General features: G+C 64.9%; 17 protein-coding genes. 9 read left to right on the forward strand and 8 right to left on the reverse strand.

Features of this window, described 5'->3' with window-relative positions; translation table 11 throughout:
* Positions 1-236: 236 nt before the first annotated feature.
* Positions 237-1,880 carry a methyl-accepting chemotaxis protein gene (locus tag FJQ89_RS21215; RefSeq protein ID WP_141171603.1) on the forward strand — a complete coding sequence of 548 codons (1,644 nt, stop codon included), beginning with the start codon at positions 237-239 and terminating at the stop codon, positions 1,878-1,880.
* A gap of 34 nt (positions 1,881-1,914) precedes the next feature.
* Here FJQ89_RS21215 and bamE read toward each other — a convergent pair whose 3' ends face one another.
* Genes bamE through FJQ89_RS21240 form a run of 5 tightly spaced genes read right to left on the reverse strand, consistent with a single transcriptional unit; the run spans position 1,915 to position 5,353 of the window.
* On the reverse strand, positions 1,915-2,223 hold the full coding sequence (gene bamE / locus FJQ89_RS21220; RefSeq protein ID WP_141171604.1) for an outer membrane protein assembly factor BamE domain-containing protein: 309 nt from the start codon (positions 2,221-2,223) through the stop codon (positions 1,915-1,917).
* Complete coding sequence (locus FJQ89_RS21225; RefSeq protein ID WP_141171605.1) at positions 2,220-3,008, reverse strand: hypothetical protein; 789 nt, start codon at positions 3,006-3,008, stop codon at positions 2,220-2,222. The genes bamE and FJQ89_RS21225 overlap by 4 nt, the downstream gene beginning before the upstream one ends.
* Positions 3,009-3,055: 47 nt before the next feature.
* Entirely contained in the window at positions 3,056-3,415 is a 360-nt protein-coding gene (locus tag FJQ89_RS21230; RefSeq protein WP_141171606.1) for a nucleotide pyrophosphohydrolase, read from the reverse strand.
* Positions 3,412-3,906 (reverse strand): GNAT family N-acetyltransferase, encoded by a 495-nt coding sequence (locus FJQ89_RS21235; protein ID WP_243136167.1) that lies wholly within the window; start codon positions 3,904-3,906, stop codon positions 3,412-3,414. The genes FJQ89_RS21230 and FJQ89_RS21235 overlap by 4 nt, the downstream gene beginning before the upstream one ends.
* 4 nt (positions 3,907-3,910) lie before the next feature.
* A complete protein-coding gene (locus FJQ89_RS21240; protein WP_243136169.1) occupies positions 3,911-5,353 on the reverse strand; it encodes a cytochrome P450 in 1,443 nt (480 codons plus the stop codon).
* Positions 5,354-5,488: 135 nt separating this feature from the next.
* On the opposite strand from FJQ89_RS21240, the gene FJQ89_RS21245 reads away from it, so the two are divergent.
* A complete protein-coding gene (locus FJQ89_RS21245; RefSeq protein ID WP_243136172.1) occupies positions 5,489-6,346 on the forward strand; it encodes a helix-turn-helix domain-containing protein in 858 nt (285 codons plus the stop codon).
* A gap of 95 nt (positions 6,347-6,441) precedes the next feature.
* On the opposite strand, the gene ilvB is transcribed toward FJQ89_RS21245, so the two are convergent.
* Positions 6,442-8,181: a biosynthetic-type acetolactate synthase large subunit gene (gene ilvB / locus FJQ89_RS21250; protein ID WP_141171608.1), complete on the reverse strand. Its 1,740-nt coding sequence runs from the start codon at positions 8,179-8,181 to the stop codon at positions 6,442-6,444.
* A 99-nt stretch (positions 8,182-8,280) separates the two neighbouring features.
* Here ilvB and FJQ89_RS21255 point away from each other — a divergent pair, with 99 nt between their 5' ends.
* Both FJQ89_RS21255 and FJQ89_RS21260 read left to right on the forward strand, forming a co-directional pair.
* Positions 8,281-8,742 carry an Lrp/AsnC family transcriptional regulator gene (locus tag FJQ89_RS21255; RefSeq protein WP_070217690.1) on the forward strand — a complete coding sequence of 154 codons (462 nt, stop codon included), beginning with the start codon at positions 8,281-8,283 and terminating at the stop codon, positions 8,740-8,742.
* Positions 8,743-8,835: 93 nt separating this feature from the next.
* Positions 8,836-11,325, forward strand: coding sequence for a TonB-dependent receptor (locus tag FJQ89_RS21260; protein WP_243136174.1), 2,490 nt, complete (start codon positions 8,836-8,838; stop codon positions 11,323-11,325).
* Positions 11,326-11,329: 4 nt separating this feature from the next.
* On the opposite strand, the gene FJQ89_RS21265 is transcribed toward FJQ89_RS21260, so the two are convergent.
* Together FJQ89_RS21265 and FJQ89_RS21270 are read right to left on the reverse strand one after the other, a co-directional pair.
* Entirely contained in the window at positions 11,330-11,998 is a 669-nt protein-coding gene (locus FJQ89_RS21265) for a response regulator (protein WP_141171610.1), read from the reverse strand.
* Positions 11,995-12,903 carry a histidine kinase gene (locus FJQ89_RS21270; RefSeq protein ID WP_168208501.1) on the reverse strand — a complete coding sequence of 303 codons (909 nt, stop codon included), beginning with the start codon at positions 12,901-12,903 and terminating at the stop codon, positions 11,995-11,997. The genes FJQ89_RS21265 and FJQ89_RS21270 overlap by 4 nt, the downstream gene beginning before the upstream one ends.
* 436 nt (positions 12,904-13,339) lie before the next feature.
* On the opposite strand from FJQ89_RS21270, the gene FJQ89_RS28230 reads away from it, so the two are divergent.
* The 5 genes from FJQ89_RS28230 to FJQ89_RS21295 all read left to right on the forward strand — a co-directional run bounded on the left by FJQ89_RS28230 (position 13,340) and on the right by FJQ89_RS21295 (position 19,498).
* Entirely contained in the window at positions 13,340-14,155 is an 816-nt protein-coding gene (locus FJQ89_RS28230; protein WP_243136175.1) for an NF038120 family PEP-CTERM protein, read from the forward strand.
* Position 14,156: 1 nt separating this feature from the next.
* Positions 14,157-17,321 carry a S8 family serine peptidase gene (locus tag FJQ89_RS21280; RefSeq protein WP_141171612.1) on the forward strand — a complete coding sequence of 1,055 codons (3,165 nt, stop codon included), beginning with the start codon at positions 14,157-14,159 and terminating at the stop codon, positions 17,319-17,321.
* Between the two features lie 123 nt (positions 17,322-17,444).
* Positions 17,445-18,098, forward strand: coding sequence for an AIM24 family protein (locus tag FJQ89_RS21285; protein ID WP_141171613.1), 654 nt, complete (start codon positions 17,445-17,447; stop codon positions 18,096-18,098).
* A gap of 17 nt (positions 18,099-18,115) precedes the next feature.
* On the forward strand, positions 18,116-18,757 hold the full coding sequence (locus FJQ89_RS21290) for an AIM24 family protein (RefSeq protein WP_141171614.1): 642 nt from the start codon (positions 18,116-18,118) through the stop codon (positions 18,755-18,757).
* A 3-nt stretch (positions 18,758-18,760) separates the two neighbouring features.
* Complete coding sequence (locus tag FJQ89_RS21295) at positions 18,761-19,498, forward strand: AIM24 family protein (RefSeq protein ID WP_141171615.1); 738 nt, start codon at positions 18,761-18,763, stop codon at positions 19,496-19,498.
* The last annotated feature ends 61 nt before the right edge of the window (positions 19,499-19,559 follow it).

Consider the following 19,559-nt stretch of genomic DNA (forward strand, 5'->3'; position numbering starts at 1 on the left):
ATAATTTTTTATTAATTATTGCATCTGCACGCAATTTGAATTTTGCATTTCAATAAAATCAATCAAGTTAATTCAAAGTAAATTCTAAAGCATAAATGAATTGACTTTTATTACATTATTTGACCGGCGTCACTGTCGCCGTGGCGATATCTCGCCGGTGCTTGATGTGGTATATTGTTTTTATGTTTTTGTTATGCTAGATGAAAAAAAATAGAGGAGCGACGATGCGGGTCAATATGCCTATCACGCAAAAGGAATACGTATTAAATGAAGGCATGACGATTGTTTCCACCACGGATTTACAGGGAAACATCAATTACGCCAATCAGTATTTCATTGAGGTCAGCGGTTTCTTGGAAACGGAACTGCTGGGTGCGCCACAGAATATTCTGCGTCATCCCGATATGCCGGCCGAAGCCTTTGCCGACTTGTGGGATACCATCAAGACGGGCATGCCATGGACCGGCATGGTCAAGAACCGCTGCAAGAATGGCGATTTTTATTGGGTCTTCGCCAATATCACGCCCGTCATCGAGAACGGCCGTCCGATCGGCTATATGTCCGTGCGTACCAAGCCTACGCGCGAGCAGATCAACGAGGCGGCGGCCCTGTATAAAAGTTTCAAGGATGGCAATACCGCCAGGCTGGCATTCCGCAATGGCCGCGTCGTGCGCCAGGGCTGGGCCGCCAAGCTGGCCGAGTGGCGCAAATTGACCCTGTCGCAAGACCTGGCCTTCCATTGCATCGTCTTTGGCGTGGTGCTGGCCATCCTCGGCTGCGCCGTGTGGAGTATCGACGGCGACACGAGCACGGCCACGCGCAGCTGGCTCAGCGGTGCTGCCGCCGCGGCCGTGGTGCTGATGCTGTATTTCTGGACCCATCTGCACAATTCGCTCGTTACCCCGCTGGGCGACGCCATCACGATGGCGCGCAAGATGGCCGGTGGCGACCTGACGGGCGTCATCGACAAGGTGCGCGACGATGATATGGGTCAATTGATGGCGGCCTTGCGCCAGACCAATATCAACCTGCACAGCATCATCGGCGACGTGCGCGCCAACTTCGAGGATATCCGCGTCACCACGGCGGAAATCGCCACGGGCAATATGGACCTGTCCAGCCGCACCGAATCGCAGGCGTCCAGCCTGGAGCAGACGGCGGCGAGCATGGAAGAGCTGACGTCCACGGTGCAAAACAGCGCCGACCACGTGGCCACGGCCAACGACCTGGCGGTGCAGGCGTCCACCGTCGCGGCCAAGGGCGGCACCATCGTCAGCGAAGTGGTCACCACGATGGATGAGATCAGCACCTCGTCGCGCAAGATTCTGGACATTATCGGCCTGATCGACGGCATCGCTTTCCAGACGAATATCCTGGCCTTGAACGCGGCCGTGGAAGCGGCACGCGCGGGCGAGCATGGCCGCGGCTTCGCCGTTGTGGCGGGCGAAGTGCGCAGCCTGGCGCAGCGCTCGGCGACGGCGGCCAAGGAAGTCAAGCACCTGATCGACCATTCGATCGCCACCGTGAATGCGGGCAGCGTGCTGACCAGCAATGCGGGCGCCACCATGGCGGAAGTGATCGCCTCGGTGGCCCGCGTGACGGAAATGATGGACGAGATTTCCTCCACTACGCGCGAGCAGAACCAGGGCATCGGGCAAGTCAACCAGGCCGTCATCCACATGGATGGCATTACGCAGCAGAATGCGGCGCTGGTGGAGCAGGCGGCCGCGGCCGCCACCAGCCTGGCGCAGCGCACCGACAGCGTGGCCCAGTCGATCGGCATCTTCAAACTGAAGGCCTCACCCAAGCGCAAGGTGGCCGGTGTAGGCCGCAGCGTGGGCGCGGGCGTGGCGGCAAGGGCCTTGCTGAAGGCACGCTAAGACCATCATCCCGCCAGCGCAACGCTGGCGGGAGCTACTTCGCTACCCGGTACACTTCCCCGCTGCGCACCTTCCGTACCACCCCGTCCCCGCCAAACAAAATCACATATTCTCCCTGCGCGCCCGAGGCGGTCGGGTAGGTGTACATCCACACTTCATTGCCGCTGTCGAAGCGGATGGCCGTGCTGTCGCCCAAGGCGGCGCGCACCTGCTCGCGCGTGCTGCTGCCCGGCTGCACCGTCTGTTCCAGGGTAGCGTAAGGCACCGTTTTACTTGCCAGCAAGGCGCGCGTGCCCGAGCACCCGGCGAGCAGCGTCAGCATGGCGAAGACCAGCCATTTCATGGCGCCACCTCATCCATATAAGTAAATTCCAGCAGGGTATCGTCGGGCCAGCGCGCATCCCACAGGGGCGCGTAATACGTGCGGTCAAGCAAGACCTGGCAATCGCAATAGGGCAGCGAGGCCGGCGTTTGCTCGCCGCCCGCGTACAGCATCTTGAAGGGTAGCGACACCCTGCGCTCGCCATGCACGAGGGTCACGCCGAACAGGGGCCGCTCCGTGAAGAACAGATAATTGCCGTCCGGCTGAGAGCAGACCTTGTCGGTGCTGTAGAGCATGCTGGACAGCCAGGCGATGATTTGCGGGTCGTTCGAAATCAGACCCGAATCCATGCCGGCGCGGCATTCCAGGCGCAAATCGCCCAGGCGCCGCGTGCCGGGCGGCAAGCCGGGCGTGATGACCTGCGCGCGCCAGCTCATGCTGGAAGCCTTGCGGTTGGCGATCAGCACGGCATCCTCGCGCGCGGCCTGCGCGTGGCGCACGGGGGCAAAGCTGTTGTCCTCGGCCAAGGGCAAGGGGATGCTGACGCTGTCGCCGGCGATGCGCAGCTGCACGCCCGTCATGTCCACGCCGGGCTGGCGCGGCAGCAAACGGAAGCGCAGCACCGCTTGCGGCGCCAGCGCATGGTCGCGCTCGAAACGCTCCACGCCCTGCAGCATCTTGCGGTAGGATTTATCCACGGGGTCGCGCGTGGCGTCCACTTTCACTTGCGGCACGGGCGCGGTTTGCGCCAGCGCAGCATGGCCGTGGATCAGGCAGACGAGCAGCAGGGAGAGAGGGATGCGCATGGCCCGATGCTACGCCTTTTTGCGCATCAGCCACGCACGGCTGGGGATCAGTACTCGCTGTATTTGCGCGCGTCGCCGCGCACCTGCTGCGCCGGGTATTTCTGTGCGTTGAGCTCCATCTTTTCCAGCACGGCCGCATGCAGGTCGACGCCGCTCTTGTCGGCCAGGCGCACCAGGTACATCAGCACGTCGGCCAGTTCGTGGCGGATGCCCGTGCGTTTGGCATCGTCCAGTTCGCTGTCCGCGCCGGTGGGCAGCCACTGGTAGTGTTCCATCAGTTCCGCCACTTCCACGGACAGGGCCATGGCCAGGTTCTTTGGCGTGTGAAACTGGTCCCAGTCGCGCTCGGCGGCAAAGGCGCGCAGGCGCGCGCGGATGTCCGTCAAGCTGTCGGCCGGCGCGCTCATGCCGCCACCTGCAGCGGTTTTTCCATGAAGACACTGAATGGATCATCGGGATAGGCGCCGTAGGGACCGCGCCGCTGGTAGCCATGGCGCGCGTACAGGGCGATGGCGGCGGGCTGGTGGATGCCCGTTTCCAGGGTCAGCAAGCGGCAGCCGCGCGCCAGCGCCTGTTCTTCCAGCAAGGCAAGCAGGCGCCTGGCCAGGCCCAGGCCGCGGCTGTCCGGGTGCACGTACATGCGCTTGACCTCGCCGAAATCGGGCGTGACGACGATGGCGCCGCAGGCGCGCGCCGTGCCTGCGGCATCGCGGGCGACGGCAAACAGCAGGGTGTCAGGCGGCAACGATGCCAGATCCAGCGAATACACGCATTCGGCCGGATACAGGGTCTGCTGATAGGCATCAAGCTCGGCGATCAGGGTTTGCACGTCGGCTTGCTGCGGCGATTCCAGGTGAATTTGCATGGGGGAAAGCACGTTGACTGAGATTGCCCCCATGGTATCACTGCGGCCGCGCCAGGCGCAGCGTCAGGCCGATGGGCGACATCACAAAGCCCATCAATTCCTGCGCCTCGCCGCCATCGGGCGTATCGACCCCGGCGATGTCGAAGCTGCCCAGCAGCATGGCCATGGCGATCTTGATTTCCAGCAAGGCCAGATAGCGGCCCGGGCACGTGCGCAAGCCGGCGCCGAAAGGCATCGAAGCACGCTTGTTGTTCGCCTCGCCGCCTTCGGCCAGCCAGCGTTCAGGCTGGAAGACTTGCGCGTCGGGAAAGTGCGCATCGGCTACGCTGTCGTTGCGCATCACGCACCACACGAGGGTGCCGGCCGGCACGGCAATATCGGCGATGACCGTGTCGCGCAGCGCCTCGACGGGCAGGAACGGCGCCACGGGTTTCAAGCGCATGGCTTCGCTGGCGCAGGCGCCCAGGTAGTCGAGGCTATCCATCTGCTCGATGGTGAAGCGGGCCACATCGGGCGCCAGGCGCCGCACTTCCTCGCGCGCCCGGGCCAGGGTGTGCGGATGGCGTTGCAACAAATAGATCATCCAGGATACCGTGTTGGCCGTCGTATCTTCGCCCGCCAGCAGCATGGTCAGCACATTGCCGGCCACGTTGCGGTCGGTCACGCCGCTGCCTTCCAGGTCGGCGGCGGCGATCATCGCTTCGAGCAGGTTGGGCGGCCGCTCGCGGCGCGCCGGGTCGTGCGCCATGCGCGTGCGCGCCTGCTGCACCAGGTCGGCCACGGCGGCGGAAAGCGCCGCCACGTCGCGGTCCAGCCGCCGGTCGACGGGCAGCTTGACATAGCGCCAGTACGGGAACATGGACAGGCTGCGCCGCGCCACGGCGGGCAGGATGTCGTCCATGTGGCGCTGGATCACGTCTTCGCCCGATTCGAGCGTGTTGACTTCCGTGCCGAAGGCCAGGCCGGCGATGATGTCGACCGTGTAGCGTTTCAGGTCGCCATCGAGGTCGATCGCCTGGCCTTGCGTGGCGGCCAGATGCCAGCGCCGCTGCAGGCGCTGCGCCACCGTCACCAGGGCCGGGAAGTAGGCCTTGATGGCGCCGGGCGCCATGCCGGCCATGACCATGCGGCGCTGGTTGCGCCACTCCGTGCCCTCGGCCAGGAACAGGCCGGGCACGCCGCCCATTTCGTCGGAGACGACGGAGCTGCTCAGGGGGCGGCGAAAACCGTCGGGCCGGTCGCGCAGCACGGCGCCGACGGCCTCGCTGTCGGCCACCACCAGCACCAGCGTGCGGCCGAACCAGGCGCGCATGAAGGGGCCGTAGCGCTGCACCCACTGTTCCACGTCGCGGTGGATGCGCGTGAGCTTGATCTGCAGGCTGTTGCCGACGATGGGCAGGGCGAAGGGCCCCGGCAAGCGGCGGATCTGGCGCAGCGGCCGCGCAATGTCGGGTGCGGCGGCGTGGTCGAGTGGCGGCATGGACATCTCCTGTCGATACGGTGAAAGTACGAGGATTGCTTGCAATAATGGCCATACTCTACGCGATTGCGGCCCGTTTGTATTGAACGAATACGACATCGTGCGCGGCCAGAAATTGCCGGTACAATCGTCGCCATGCCTGCCGCCCCTACGACCCTGACCCGCCTGATCGCGCCGCGTACCGCGCTCGCTTCCTGCGTGCGCGCTTTCCTCGTGCGCGACACCACGCGCTGCGCGCCCTTGCCGCCGGCCCAGCGCCTGAACCGCTTTCCCGCCGCGCCCATGTGCAGCATCATCTGGACCGTCGCGGGCGACGTGGAAGCGGCCGCGCCTGGCCTGTCGCTGCCGGACGTGCGCATGCCGCCCGCGCTGTTCGGCGGCCCCCGTTCGTATCCGCTGGTCAGCTACAACCCCGGCCCCGTGCATTCGTTTGTCGTGATGTTGTATCCGGCCGCCCTGCATGCCTTGACGGGCATATCGATGGATGCCTTGCTGGACCAGTTTCGCCCGCTCGGTGCGCTGTTCGATGCCGACTGGCTGGCCCTGTCCGACGCCGTGCTGGCAGCGCCCGACGACGCGGCGCGCATCGGCCTGGTGGAGGCTTTTCTTGCGCCGCGCTGGCAGGCGGCGCGCAAGGGCAGCGACGTGTCGGCCGGCGTGGTGCAGGACTGGGTGCGCCGCCTGGGCGTGCAGGCGGCCTCGACGGGCCTAGCCCGCAGCGCGCGGCATTTCGAGCGCCGCATCAAGGCCTGGGCCGGCCAGCCCATGCGCACCTTGCGCCGCATGCGCCGCGCGGAGCAGCTATTCCTCGACGAGCGCGGCGCCATCCTGCAAGGCAAGGTGTCCTGGTCCGAAATCGCCGCCAGCGGCGGTTACGCCGACCAGGCGCATTTCTGCCGCGAGACGCGTGAAATCACGGGCTTGAGCCCTACCGAGCTGGCGCGCGCCATGAAGGAAGATGAGAGTTACTGGATCTACCGGATTTGGGCGTAGGTCGGATCAGGTCCGAAGGACCGTCATCCGACAACGTCGTTGGCGAGGCCGGTGGTGGTGTCGGATTACGCGAGGCGTTGCCCCGCTAATCCGACCTACCGTTCCTTGTACACCTTTCCCTTGGATAACGTCATCTCGTGGTGCCCCGCGCCGGGCGCCAGCATGGGGAAGCAGTTTTCCGCGCCGTGCACGCGCACGTCGAGGAAGTACGGGCCTTCGCAGGCCAGGCAGACGGCCAGCGCCGCGTCGAGCTCCTCGCGCCGGCTTACCGTGTGCGCCTGCCAGCCAAACGCGCGCGCCAGGGCGACGAAATCGGGCAGCGCTTCCGTGTAGCTGTGGCTGTAGCGCCCTCCATGGAGGAGTTCCTGCCACTGGCGCACCATGCCCATGACGCCATTGTTCGACAGCACCACCTTGACGGGCAGGCGGTGCTGCACGGCGGTAGCCAGTTCCTGGATATTCATCAGAATCGAGGCGTCGCCGCTGACGCACACCACGCATTTTTCAGGGTGGGCGACCTGCGCGCCGATGGCGGCCGGCAGGCCATAGCCCATGGTGCCGGCGCCGCCCGAGGTCAGCCAGCGGCGCGGCTGCTCGAAGCGCATATGCTGCGCGGCCCACATCTGGTGCTGGCCCACGTCGGTGGCGACGATGGCGTCGCGGCCGTTCAGGGCCGCCTGCAGCCGGCGCATCAGCGCCTGCGGCGCGATCACGTCAGGCGTGTCGTCGAACGCCAGGCTGTCTTGCGCGCGCCAGCCATCGATGCGTTGCCACCACGGCTGGCGGTCCGCCAGCAAGCGGCCGCGCAGCTGCGCCAGCAAAGCGGTGAGCACGGGGGCGCAATCGCCGCGCAGAGGCACGTCGGCGCGCACCACCTTATGGATGGAAGCCGGGTCGATATCGATGTGGATGATTTTCGCGCCGGGACAAAAAGCGTCGAGGCGGCCCGTGACCCGGTCGTCGAAGCGGGCGCCGACGCAGACGATCAGGTCCGCATGGTGCATGGCCAGGTTCGCTTCCAGGGTGCCGTGCATGCCCAGCATGCCGAGGAAAGCCGGGTGCGAAGCGGGAAAGGCGCCCAGGCCCAGCAGGGTCAGAGTGCAGGGCGCGGCCGCCAGTTTCACCAATTGTTGAAACGCGGCGCAGGCCTCCGGGCCGGAATTGATGAGACCTCCACCGCCATAGAACACGGGCTGGCGCGCACCGGCGATCAGGCTGGCGGCGCGTTCCAGGTCAGTACTGTCTGGCAGGGGTGCGGCGACGGTAGCGGCGGGCGGCAGCGGCGCGGTTTCGATGACCTGCGCCAGCTGCAAGTCCTTGGGAAAGTCGATCAGCACGGGGCCGGGCCGGCCCTGCGTGGCCTGCGCGTAGGCTTCGTGCACCACGGCCGCCGTTTCGTCGGCCGTGCGGATTTGCCGGTTCCACTTGGTGACGGGGCGCGAAATGCCCAGCGCGTCGCATTCCTGGAAGGCGTTCGTGCCGATGCTGGTGGTAGCCACCTGGCCGCTGATGCAGATGACGGGAATCGAATCGCACAGGGCGTCGAGCAGTCCCGTGGTGGTATTGCTCATGCCGGGGCCGGAGGTAACGAAGACCACGCCGGGCCGGCCCGTGCTGCGCGCATAGCCTTCGGCCGCGTGCACGGCCGCCTGTTCGTGGCGCACCAGCACGTGGCGCAAGCGGGGCTGGGCGTGCAGGGCGTCGTACAGGGGCAGCACGGCGCCGCCCGGATAGCCGAAGACGGTGTCGACACCGAGCGCCAGCAGGGTGTCGATCAGGGTGCTGGCACCGTTATGGGATGCGCGAGCGAGGAGGGGAGCGGGATCGGGTTTCATGGCCTTATTTTCTGCCTGATACGGCAGAAAAGGCTGCTGGTTTTCTCGTATAGAATGCTAATTTAAGCAAAATTTGCTGCAAAATAGTGAAAGAACAGAATGAAGCTGGATAAATTCGACCTCGCCATCCTGACGGCCCTGCAGCAGGACGCCCGCATCAGCCTGCACGACCTGAGCGCCAAGGTGGGCCTGACCTCGTCGCCATGCTGGGCGCGCATCAAGCGCATGGAAGACGATGGCGTCATCGAGGGTTACACGGTGAACGTCAACGCGGCCAAGGTGGGGCTGGCCGACACCGTCATCGTGCAAGTCACGCTGGACGACCATTCCGACCAGGCCCTGTTCGAATTCGGCCACGCGCTGGCCATGATCCCGGAAGTGCTGGAAGCGTTTCTCGTCTCCGGCGACTACGATTACTACCTGCGCATTGCGGTGAGCGACACGCGCGATTATGAGCGCCTGCTGCGCGAGCGTTTATACAAAATTCCCGGTATCCGCCACAGCAAATCGAGCTTTGTCTTGCGCCAGCTCAAGCAGAGCTACCTGCCTTTGCAGCGTTAGGTCCCTGCACGGCGGGAGTTTTTCCCTAGTCCATTGGTGGCCGCTGCCCGATACTGGACAGTAATAAAAACCATGATAAAACTGGGGACCCGCATGAAACTGACTTTATTCGCCGCCGCCGCCATGGCGCTGTGCCAGGCGCAGGCCGCCGACCTTGCCAATCCTGCCAACCTGGAGCTTGCGTACGACTTGCCCACCGTCATCATCACGGGCAGCATGCCGCTGCCCACCGTGGAGCAGCCGCGCGATTCCCTGGCCGCGCCCGTGCAGACGGCCAGCGCGCAGCAGATCGCGCGCAGCGGCGCGCTCGACATTTCCGCCTTCTTGCGCCGCAACCTGGGCAGCGTGGTTGTGAACGAAGTGCAGAACAACCCGTTCCAGCCCGACGTCAGCTATCGCGGCTATACGGCTTCGCCACTGCTGGGCACGCCGCAAGGACTCTCTGTGTATCTCGACGGCATGCGCCTGAACCAGCCGTTTGGCGACGTCGTCAGCTGGGACTTGATCCCGCGCATGGCGATCGAATCGCTGACCCTGATGCCCGGCTCGAACCCCCTGTTCGGCTTGAATACGCTGGGCGGCGCGCTGGCCCTGCAGACCAAGGACGGGCGCAGCAATCCCGGCACCGCCATCGAGGCGCGCCTGGGCTCTGATCAACGGCGCGGCGTCGAATTCGAGCATGGCGGCAGCAATGCGCAGGGCTGGCACTGGTATGTGACGGGCAACCGCTTCAAGGAAGACGGCTGGCGTGACGACTCGCCGTCCGACGTGCGCCAGCTGTTTGGCAAGCTGGGCTGGAGCGATGCGCGCACCGACATTGCCGCCACCGTGGCTCACGCGGACAATGCGCTGACGGGCAATGGCTTGCAGGAGCAGCGCCTGCTGGCGCGCGATTACCGCAGTGTCTACACCAAGCCGGACTTGACGCAGAACAGGTCGACCCTGCTGAACCTGACGGGCAAGCACCAGGCCAGCGAGGCCTTGCTCTTGTCCGGCAATGTCTACTACCGCAAGATCGACACGCACACGTTTAACGGTGACCTGAACGACGAGTCGCTCGACCAGTCCGTCTACCAGCCCGGCGCGGCCGAGCGGGCGGCCCTGGCGGCGGCCGGCTACACGGGCTTTCCCGCCAGCGGGGCGAATGCAGGCAATACGCCGTTTCCGAAGTGGCGCTGCATTGGCAACGTGCTGCTGAACGATGAGCCGGCCGAAAAATGCAATGGCATGATCAACCGCAGCCATACGCAGCAGGAAAACTATGGGCTCTCCGGCCAGTTCACCGTGCTGGCCGATCTGGCGGGCGCGCGCCATGCCGTCACGGCCGGCGCCGCCTACGACACGAGCCACGCTACCTTCCGCCAGACCAGCCAGTTCGGCTACCTGAACCCGGACCGCAGCATCACGCCCGTCGACTTCTTTGCCGACGGCACGGAAATCGATGACGACGGCACGCCCGTCGATAACCGGGTCGACTTGAGCGGGCGCATGCGCACGTGGAGCGTGTATGCGAGCGACAGTATTGCATTGAATCAAGCGTTGACCTTGACCGTTTCCGGCCGCTACAACCGCAGCACGGTGCGCAACCGCGACGCCATCACGCCCGGCGGCGGCAGCGGTTCGCTCGATGGCGACCACCGTTTCAGCCGCTTCAATCCCGCCATTGGCCTGGCCTATTCGCCAGCGAAGGGCGTGAGCGCCTACCTCGGTTACAACGAAGGCAGCCGCACGCCGACGGCCATCGAACTCGGTTGCGCCGACCCGGAAAACCCATGCCGCCTGCCCAACGCCATGGCTGGCGACCCGCCATTAAAACAGGTGGTGACGAAGACGTGGGAAGCGGGCGTGCGCGGCAAACTCGCCGACGTGGCCCACTGGAGTGCAGGCGTGTTTCGCGCGGAAAACCACGACGACATCCTGTTCGTGGCCGACAACCAGGCGGGATTTGGCTACTTCAAGAATTTCGGCAAGACGCGCCACCAGGGCGTGGAACTGGCGGCGGGTGGTAAGGCGGGCGCGCTGGACTTCGGCGTCAACTACACGTGGCTGCAGGCGACGTATCAAAGCCGGGAAGTGGTCAACGGCAGCGCCAACAGCAGCAGCGATGCGGACGCAGCTGGCCTGGAAGGCAATATCGTTATCACGCCGGGTAACCGCATCCCTTTGACGCCGAGCCACATTGTGAAGGCGCACGTGGATGTCCAGGGCGGACGCGACTGGACGGTGGGGCTGGCCATGACGGCCGTGTCGAGCGCGTATGCGCGCGGCAATGAAAACAATGCGCACCAGGCGGGCGGGCCATCGTACCTGGGGTCGGGCAAGAGCGGCGGCTATGCCGTGGTGGAACTGAATGGCAAAGTCCAGCTGACGCCGCAGCTGAGCATATTTGCCCAGGTGAATAACTTGTTCGACCGGAAATATGCGACGGCGGCCCAGCTGGGCGCCACGGCTTTCGACGCCAACGGCAATTTCGCCGCCCGGCCGCTGCCCGCCGTGAACGGCGAGTATCCGATGGTCAACGCGACCTTCTATGCGGCTGGCGCGCCGCGCAGCGTGAATGCGGGCTTGCGCTACGCGTTTTAAACTGTCAAAGCTGGCGCTGCTCGATGATGCCGTTGCGCAGGGCAAGATGGACGAGGGCGGCGGGGCCGGGCACGTCGAGCTTTTCCTTGATGCACGTCTGGTGGTTGGCCACCGTCTTGCTGCTCACGTGCAGCAGGCGGGCGCAGTCGGCGGCGCTGCGGCCTTCGGCCAGCAGGCGGAAGATTTCGAATTCGCGCTGGCTCAGGCTGCTCAAGCGCTGCGCTTCCATGCTGGCCGTGCCCTGCAGCACGCCGGGCGCGCTGTGCGGGTCCAGGTAGCGCCGGCCTGCGTGGGCGGCGCGCACGGCGGCGACCAGGTGTTCCGGGTCTGCCTGCTTGCTGACGAAGCCGCAGGCGCCGCCGTCAAACGCGCGCGCGATCAGCTGCGGCGTGTCGTGCATGGAAAACACCAGCACGCGGGCAGCGGCGTCGCGCGCGAGCAGCTTGCGCAGCAATTCCAGGCCGCCGATGCCGGGCATGGACAGATCCGTGACACACACGTCGGGCGCCTGCTCCAGGTACAGGCCATACGCCGTTTCGCCATTGCCTGCCTCGGCCACGACGGCGATGTCGCCGCCCTGTTCCAGCAGGCGCCGGTAGCCCGTGCGCACCACCGGATGGTCGTCCACCAGCATGACGCGGATCGGCTGCAGGGCGTTGTGTATGGCGTTCATGCCGCGCACCGTGCTGTCAGCGCCACTTCGATGCGCAAGCCGTTGCCCAGCGCACTGATCCAGCGGATATGGCCGCGCAGGCCGGCGACTCTTTCACGCATACCCAACATGCCGAAGCCGGGATCCTGCTGCCTGTCCTGGCACAAGCCCCGGCCATTGTCTTCGATGGCCAGGTGCAGCAAGCCGTGCGCATCGGCGCGCAATTCCACGGTGGCCTGGTCGGCGCCCGCGTGGCGCGCCACATTCGTCAAGCCTTCCTGCACCAGGCGGTAGATGGCCGTGGCGATGCTGTCGTCGAGGTCGGCGGGGATGGCGTGCGGCGTAAAACGGCAGGCGATGTCGTGCTGCTGGGCCCAGCTGTCGCACAGCGTCTGCAGGGCCGCTTCCAGGCCAAGGCTGTCGAGCACGGGCGGGCGCAGCCGGTGCAGCATGCTGCGCACCATCGCATGCAGCGCTTCCGCGGAGCGGGCGATGCTGGCGGCGCAGGCTTGCACGTTCGCCTGGTCGCCATCGCGCGCGCGCAGGATGTAGCTGGCGGCGGCGCGGATGGCCGTGCAGTCCTGACCCACTTCATCGTGCAGCTCGCGCGCCAGCGCGCAGCGTTCCTCTTCCTGCGCGTGCAGCAGGCGCTGCGTGAGCGCGCGGTTTTGCGCCAGCAGCAGCGCCACCTGGCGTCCGCGCCAGACGGCAAAGCCGGCCAGCGCCAGCACCAGCAGCAGCAGGCTCAGGGCCAATTCATCGAGTTGCCAGTGCTCCTGGCGCCAGAGGACGCGCGTCAGCCGTTCGGCCAGGTCCAGCCTGGCGGCCAGCAGGAAAAAAGCCAGCGCCAGCGCGCAGCACACGATGCTGCGCCAGGCCGGCCGCGTGCCTGAGCGGCCGCTGCCGGCCAGTTGATAGTGTTCCATGATGCGGCTCCCTGAGCACGGTCGATTCCCTTGTTGTGCAAGCTTCATGCCATCGGCACTGGGGGCGCAGGGGGCGTCTGACGGAGCGCCGGCAGACCAGGCACTGTTCCAGGATGGAACAGGTGTACCGCGATGTGACGCAGAGGACGACGCGGCAAGCGCGGTTTTCGAGCTTATCTGAAGTCGGGCCGGCCCGTTGGCGCGCACGTCAATCGCGTGATGCGTTGTGGTTCAAATGTAACGTTGAGATTGCTCAATCTTTCATAGATAAAACAAAACAAAGTTTCGTGGACTTAGATAAAAAATAAATAAATGATATTAAAAATATGATATTTGTTTTATGCGATTTGCTATATTTGTTGACACTTTTGTCAAAAAGCTGAAAGCGGGCGCCAGACCTGTCGACCTATCTATCCACAACATACAAGGGAATAGAATGAAACGTTTATCACATGCGCGGGTATCGCCCGCCAGCGTCAATCCGCCCGCTACCCGCGGTCGCTCCACCGTTTTTGCCGCGCTGGCCACCTTGTCCGTGCTGGCTTCGGCGCCGGCCATGGCCAGCGTACTGAGCTTCGACACGCTGCGTCCCGATATCTATGAAAGCGGCCAGACGCTCAATACGTCGAGCTACAATCTGCTGTTCCTGGCCGACCCGACCACGGCGGCCGGCGGCGGCATCAGCGGCGTGGGCGCCATCCTCGATGGCAGCGTGGTATCGTCGTGCGATATCGCCGCCTGCCCGCAAGGCGCCAGCGGCAACTACCTGGCCATCCTCAACGATGGCGGCGTGAACTTCTCGCGTGCCGACCACCAGGCATTCACCCTGGCCGGTTTCGACTATGCCTTCATCGCGCCCGTGTCCGGCCTGCCCGACATGCAGTGGGGCCAGCTGCAGCTGAGCGGCACCCTCAGCAACGGCCAGGTAATCAGCACTTCGTGGGCGTTTCCGGGCCAGGGCAGCGATGGCAATTACCATTTCCAAAGCGCTTCCCTGCTCAGCGGCTTTGGCAACTACGCCTTCACGGGCCTGACCTTCAACGCCTGCATCTTCAACGAGACGGGCGCGTGCAGCAATTCCCTCGATTTCCCCGCCTTTAACCAGGGCCAGTTCGCGCTCGACAATATCAATATCAGCGCCGTGCCGGAACCGTCGACCTACATGCTGATGCTGGCCGGCCTTGGCGCCATCGGCATGCTGTCGCGCCGCCGCGCGGGCAAGTTCGCAGCTTCCACCGTGCAAGGAGCATGAGATGAAACTACGTCCCGTCTCGCTCGGTATCCTCCTGCTGGCCGCCAGCCTGGCGCAAGCGGCGCAGGCGCAGGAACGCCGCTCCTACATCGTGCAGCTGGTCGACAAGCCGGCCGCCACCTACACGGGCCAGGTCAATGGCCTGGCCGCCACCAAGCCGGCGCCGGGGACACGCATCAACGTGGGCGCCGCCGATGTGCAGGCCTACCTGAGCTACCTCGACACCAAACAGGCCGCCGTGGCCGGTACCGTCAGTGCGGCGGAAATCACGCACCAGTACAGCGTCGTCTTCAACGGCTTTTCTGCCTTGCTGACGGACGATGAAGTGCGGGCCCTGAAGAAAAACAGCGGCGTGGCCAGCATCAGCGCCGACTCCATCCTGCAACTCGACACCAGCTACACGCCCAGCTTCCTGGGCCTGGACAAGCCGGGCGGTATCTGGGAGCAGCTGGGCGGCAAGGCGCACGCGGGTGAAGACATCATCATCGGCATCGTCGACAGCGGCATCTGGCCAGAGAACACGGCCTTTGCCGACCGCCTCGACGAGAACGGCGTGCCCAGCCACAATGGCAACAACGTCGTGTACGGCGCGCCACCGGCCAGCTGGCAGGGCACGTGCCAGACAGGCGAGGGATTTTCCGCTGAGAATTGCAACAACAAGCTGATCGGTGCGCGCTACTACCGCGCCGCCACATCGGCCCTGCACTGGACGGAATTTTTATCGCCGCGCGATTCCGTCGCCGGCCCGACGGGGCACGGCGGCCATGGCACGCATACGGCGTCCACGGCAGGCGGCAACAATGGCGCCCTGGCCACCTCGAACGGCGTGTCGCTGGGCAAGGCGTCGGGCATGGCGCCGCGTGCCCGCATCGCCGCCTATAAAGTGTGCTGGACGGCCGCCTCGACGGGGCGCAACGGCTGCGCCACGGCCGACAGCGTGGCCGCCATCGATCAGGCGGTCAAGGATGGCGTCAACGTCATCAACTTCTCCATCGGCCCGAACGCGGGCGGCGGCGCCTTCGACGAGCCGACGGAAGTGGCCTTCCTCGGTGCGGCGGCGGCGGGCGTATTCGTCGCCACGTCGGGCGGCAATTCCGGTCCGGCCACGCCCGCACCCGACGTGCCGGCGCCGGTGTCGCACATCAGCCCCTGGCTGGCGACGGTGGCCAATTCCACCCACAACCGCCTGTACGCGGCCAACGTCATCCTCAGCAACGGCAGCAAGCTGGAAGGCGCATCGAGCAATGCGAAGACGCCGGCGCTGCCGCTGATCCGCTCGCGCGACGCGGGCCTGGCCGGCGTGTTGCCGACGGATGTCAACCTGCTGCGCTGCTTCGGCGTGGCCGATGCCACCTCGGCCTACCTGGACCCGGCGAAAGTGGCGGGCAAGATACTCGTGTGCGACCGTGGCGGTAACGTGCTGGTCAACAAGAGCGCGAATGCCAAAACGGCGGGCGCGGCGGGCGTGATCATCGCCAACGTGGCCGGTGGCGTCAACACCATCATCAACCAGGCGCATGTGCTGTCGACCGTGCACCTGGCGCAGGTGCAAGGCGACGCGCTGAAGGCTTTCATGGCGGTGACGCCCGACGGCACGGCGGCATTGGGCGAAATCCATACCATCCCCGACACCACGGTGCAGGCGCCCATCGTCAGCGACCGTTCCTCGCGCGGGCCGAACGTGGCCAATGCGAACATCCTGAAGCCGGATCTCTCGGCGCCCGGCACCAACGTGCTGGCCGGCGTGACGGCCGACCTGACCCTGGCGCAGCGCGATGCCGTGGCGGCCGGTGGCGTGGCGCCGTCGGCCGAGTGGGAGTTCTATTCCGGCACCTCGATGGCCAGCCCGCACGTGGCCGGCGTGGCGGCGCTGCTCAAGCAGCAGCATCCGAGCTGGTCGCCCGCGGCCATCAAGTCGGCGCTGATGACGACGGCGTTCAGCACGTATTCGGATGGCTTGAACGGTTCCGTGTCGTGGGATGCCACGGCGAAGAACTCGGGCCAGCTGCCGTGGGGCCAGGGCGCCGGCCACATCGCGCCGAACAGCGCGGCCGATCCGGGCCTCGTGTACGACGTGTCGGAAATCGACTATGCGCGCTTCCTGTGCGGTCTGAACCTGAAGGTCTACACTGCCGCCACCTGCCAGGCCATCGGCAGCATCGCCGCCTACAACCTGAATCTGGCGTCACTGACGGCGGCCAACGTACTGGGCACGCAAACATTGACGCGCACGGTGACCAACGTGGGCACCAGCAGCGCCGTCTATAACGTCTCGGCCAGCCTGCCCGGCTATACGGTGGCGGTGACGCCAACCAGCCTGAGCCTGGCGCCGGGCGCCAGGGCGCAGTACCAGGTCAAGCTGACGCGCACCACGGCGCCGGCCAATACCTGGACTTACGGCGCCCTGAGCTGGAGCGATGGCACGCACACGGTGCGTAGCCCGCTGACGGCGCGCGGCACCTCGCTGGCCGCCATTCCACTGGTCAGCAGCGAAGCGGCCACAGGCAGCAAGGTGCTGACCCTGGGCACGGGCTTCACGGGCGCGCTGGTGGGCGTCAAGTCGGGTCTCGTCGAAGCCGTGCGCCAGGCGCGCACGATCGGCCAGGCAGTGACCGGCGCTGCCGCATCGGCTGCCTGCAAGGCTGGCGGCGCCACGGGCGTGAACGTGCACAGCGTAGTGATTCCGGCCAGCACTCTGGCGGCGCGCTTTGCCACCTACGACGCGGAAACGACGGGCGGTGCAAATACCGACATGGACATGGAGGTCTACAACGCCGCCAATGTGCTGGTCGGCAGCAGCGGCAATGAAGGTTCCAATGAGCAAGTGGAACTGCGCCTGCCCGCCGCTGGCACCTACAAGGTGTGCGTGATCGGCTACGCGCCGCAAGGCGGCCAGGCCGACTACACCCTGTCGTCGTGGGTGCTGGCACCTGGCCTGTCGAATGGCGGCTTCAAGGCGCTGATGCCGGGCACGGCCTACACGGGCGGCACGGCGACTGTCTCACTGAGCTGGTCCAACCTGGCCGAAGGCAAGCGCCACCTGGGCGCCGTCGGCTACCAGGTGGGCGGCGTGGTGCAGGGCGTCACGGTGGTCGAGGTCAATACCAATGACCCCGTGCCGCTGTTCCAGAACGCACGCGGCGCCAGGCCGGTGCTGGCTGAATAAGCCGTTCTTTGCGTGAACGCAAGGCGTGCCTCCGGGCACGCCTTTTTTTTTATTCACTCATCCCCGTTCGGGAGGAATAGCGCTTGCGCGCCGGCAAAGCCATCGGTATCTTGTCGGATAGCCATGGCTTTGTGCCCTGGCATTCTTGGGGAGTCGCGCGTGACCAGTTTCCGCACCAATACCGACCGCCTGCTGGAAGTGCGCCTGCAGGATGAAAAAGTGCTGGCGATTGCCGGCGCCATGGTCGCCTATACGGGCAGCATCAAATTTGAAAAATCCTTGCTCGGCGGCGAGGGCATCTTCGGCGCGCTCAAGCGCAAGGTGACGAACGAAGGCATGCAGCTGATGCAGGCTTCAGGCAGCGGCACGGTGTTTTTCGCGCAGAATGCGGCCGAGATCACCGTCATGGCGCTGGCCGGCGAAAAGCTGACCATCGAAAGCAGCAGCCTGCTGGCCTACGACACCAGTCTGAAGACGGGCACCAGCTTTGCGGGCCTGCGCGGCGCCAGCTCGGGCCAGGGCCTGTTTTCCACCACCGTCGAAGGCCATGGCAACCTGGCTGTCATTTCGCGCGGCAACCTGATCATGCTGGAAGTGACGCCCGCGCACCCGCTGCGCGTGGACCCGGACGCCTTCGTCGGCTTCAAGGGCGATATCCGCCAGGAATTCGTTTTTGATGTCAACTGGCGCACCATGATCGGCCAGAGCTCGGGCGAATCGTACCAGCATAAATTCACCGGCCAGGGCGTGGTGTTCATCCAGCCCGCCGAACGTTAAGTCAGCGAGGACCCGCGATGCCTGTCTATCAGCAGATCAATGAAAAGATGCTTGAGGTCAAACTCGGCAATGAAGAAGTGTTTGCCCGCAAGGGCGCCATGGTGTCTTACCAGGGCGATGTGGCGTTCAGCCGCTCCTTCCTGGCCGGCCAGGGCGTGCAAAGCCTGGCCATGCGCGCCGTCACGAGCGAGGGTTATGCCCTGATGTCGGCGCGCGGCACGGGCAGCGTGTTTTATGCGCAGGGCGGTCTGTTCGTTACCATCGTGCCCGTGCGCGGCGAAACGTTCTATGTGGAAAGCGACTCCCTGCTGGCCTTCGATGCGCGTCTGACGGCCGGCACCATGTTCCTCGGCAACCAGGGCGGCGTCCAGGGCGTGGTGCGCGGCATGGCCTCGGGCCAGGGTTTGTTTACCACCACCTTGCAAGGCACGGGCGAAGTGGCGATTTTGTCGGACGGCAATGCCATTGGCTTGCCCGTCACGTCGGACGTGCCCGTGTTTGTCGACCCGCAAGCATATATCGGCCACACGGGCCAGCTGAGCTCGACCATCGTCACGGACCTGAACTGGAAAACCTTCGTCGGCCAGGCGTCCGGCGAATCCTACCAGGTGAAGTTCACGGGCCAGGGCACGGTCTACATCCAAGCGAGCGAAAGGTAAGCCATGACGATTTACAACCCCGATACCTTGCCGAAGAACGATAACCTGAACCGTTTTTCGTATGTCATCGACGTCAAGGAACAGATATTCATTCGCAAGGGCAAGATGATCGCCTTCTATGGCGAGCTGCGCTTCGAAGCCATGGGCAGCAGTGTGCTCGACTTGATCGTGCGCAATGCCTTCAATGCGCCCAAGTATGTGCACCACTTTGTCGTGGCGCAAGGCCAGGGCCAGTTGATCCTGGGCGATAACGGCAACGACCTGGCGTGCTACGACCTGGACAACGCCAACATGACCATCCGCGCGAAAAACCTGCTGGGTTTTACCAAGGATGTGATTTGCCAGGAATCGACCCTGCCCGGCTACCTGACGATGATAGGCACCGGTAAAGTGATCGCCTCGTCGAACGGCCCCGTGCATTTCCTGGAATTGCCGTGCCGCGTGGACGAGCAGGCCGTGCTGGGCTGGGCCGATTGCCCCAGCCCTTCGTATCACTACGATTACGCCCACGTGCAGGGCTGGGCCTCGGCCGCCGGCGCACTCACGGGTTTTACCCTGTCGGGCGAGGAAAAGCAGATCGACTTCACGGGCGCCGGCACGGTGCTGGTGCAGTCGTCCGAACTGGACGTGACGGGCAGCTCGGCCCTGATGCAGCTGCTGGCGCAACTGCCGCTGCTGGGCAAGGAAGACCTCGGTACCTTGAGTCTTTCCGTCCAGCAGCAGATGAAGGACAATCGTTAAGACTAGGAAGTCCAGAGTTCCTGACAGAACCGTAGCGAGCGGAAGGGAGAGGTAGCCGAGA

The sequence above is a fragment of the Janthinobacterium tructae genome, assembly GCF_006517255.1.
GTDB classification, from domain to species: domain Bacteria; phylum Pseudomonadota; class Gammaproteobacteria; order Burkholderiales; family Burkholderiaceae_D; genus Janthinobacterium; species Janthinobacterium tructae.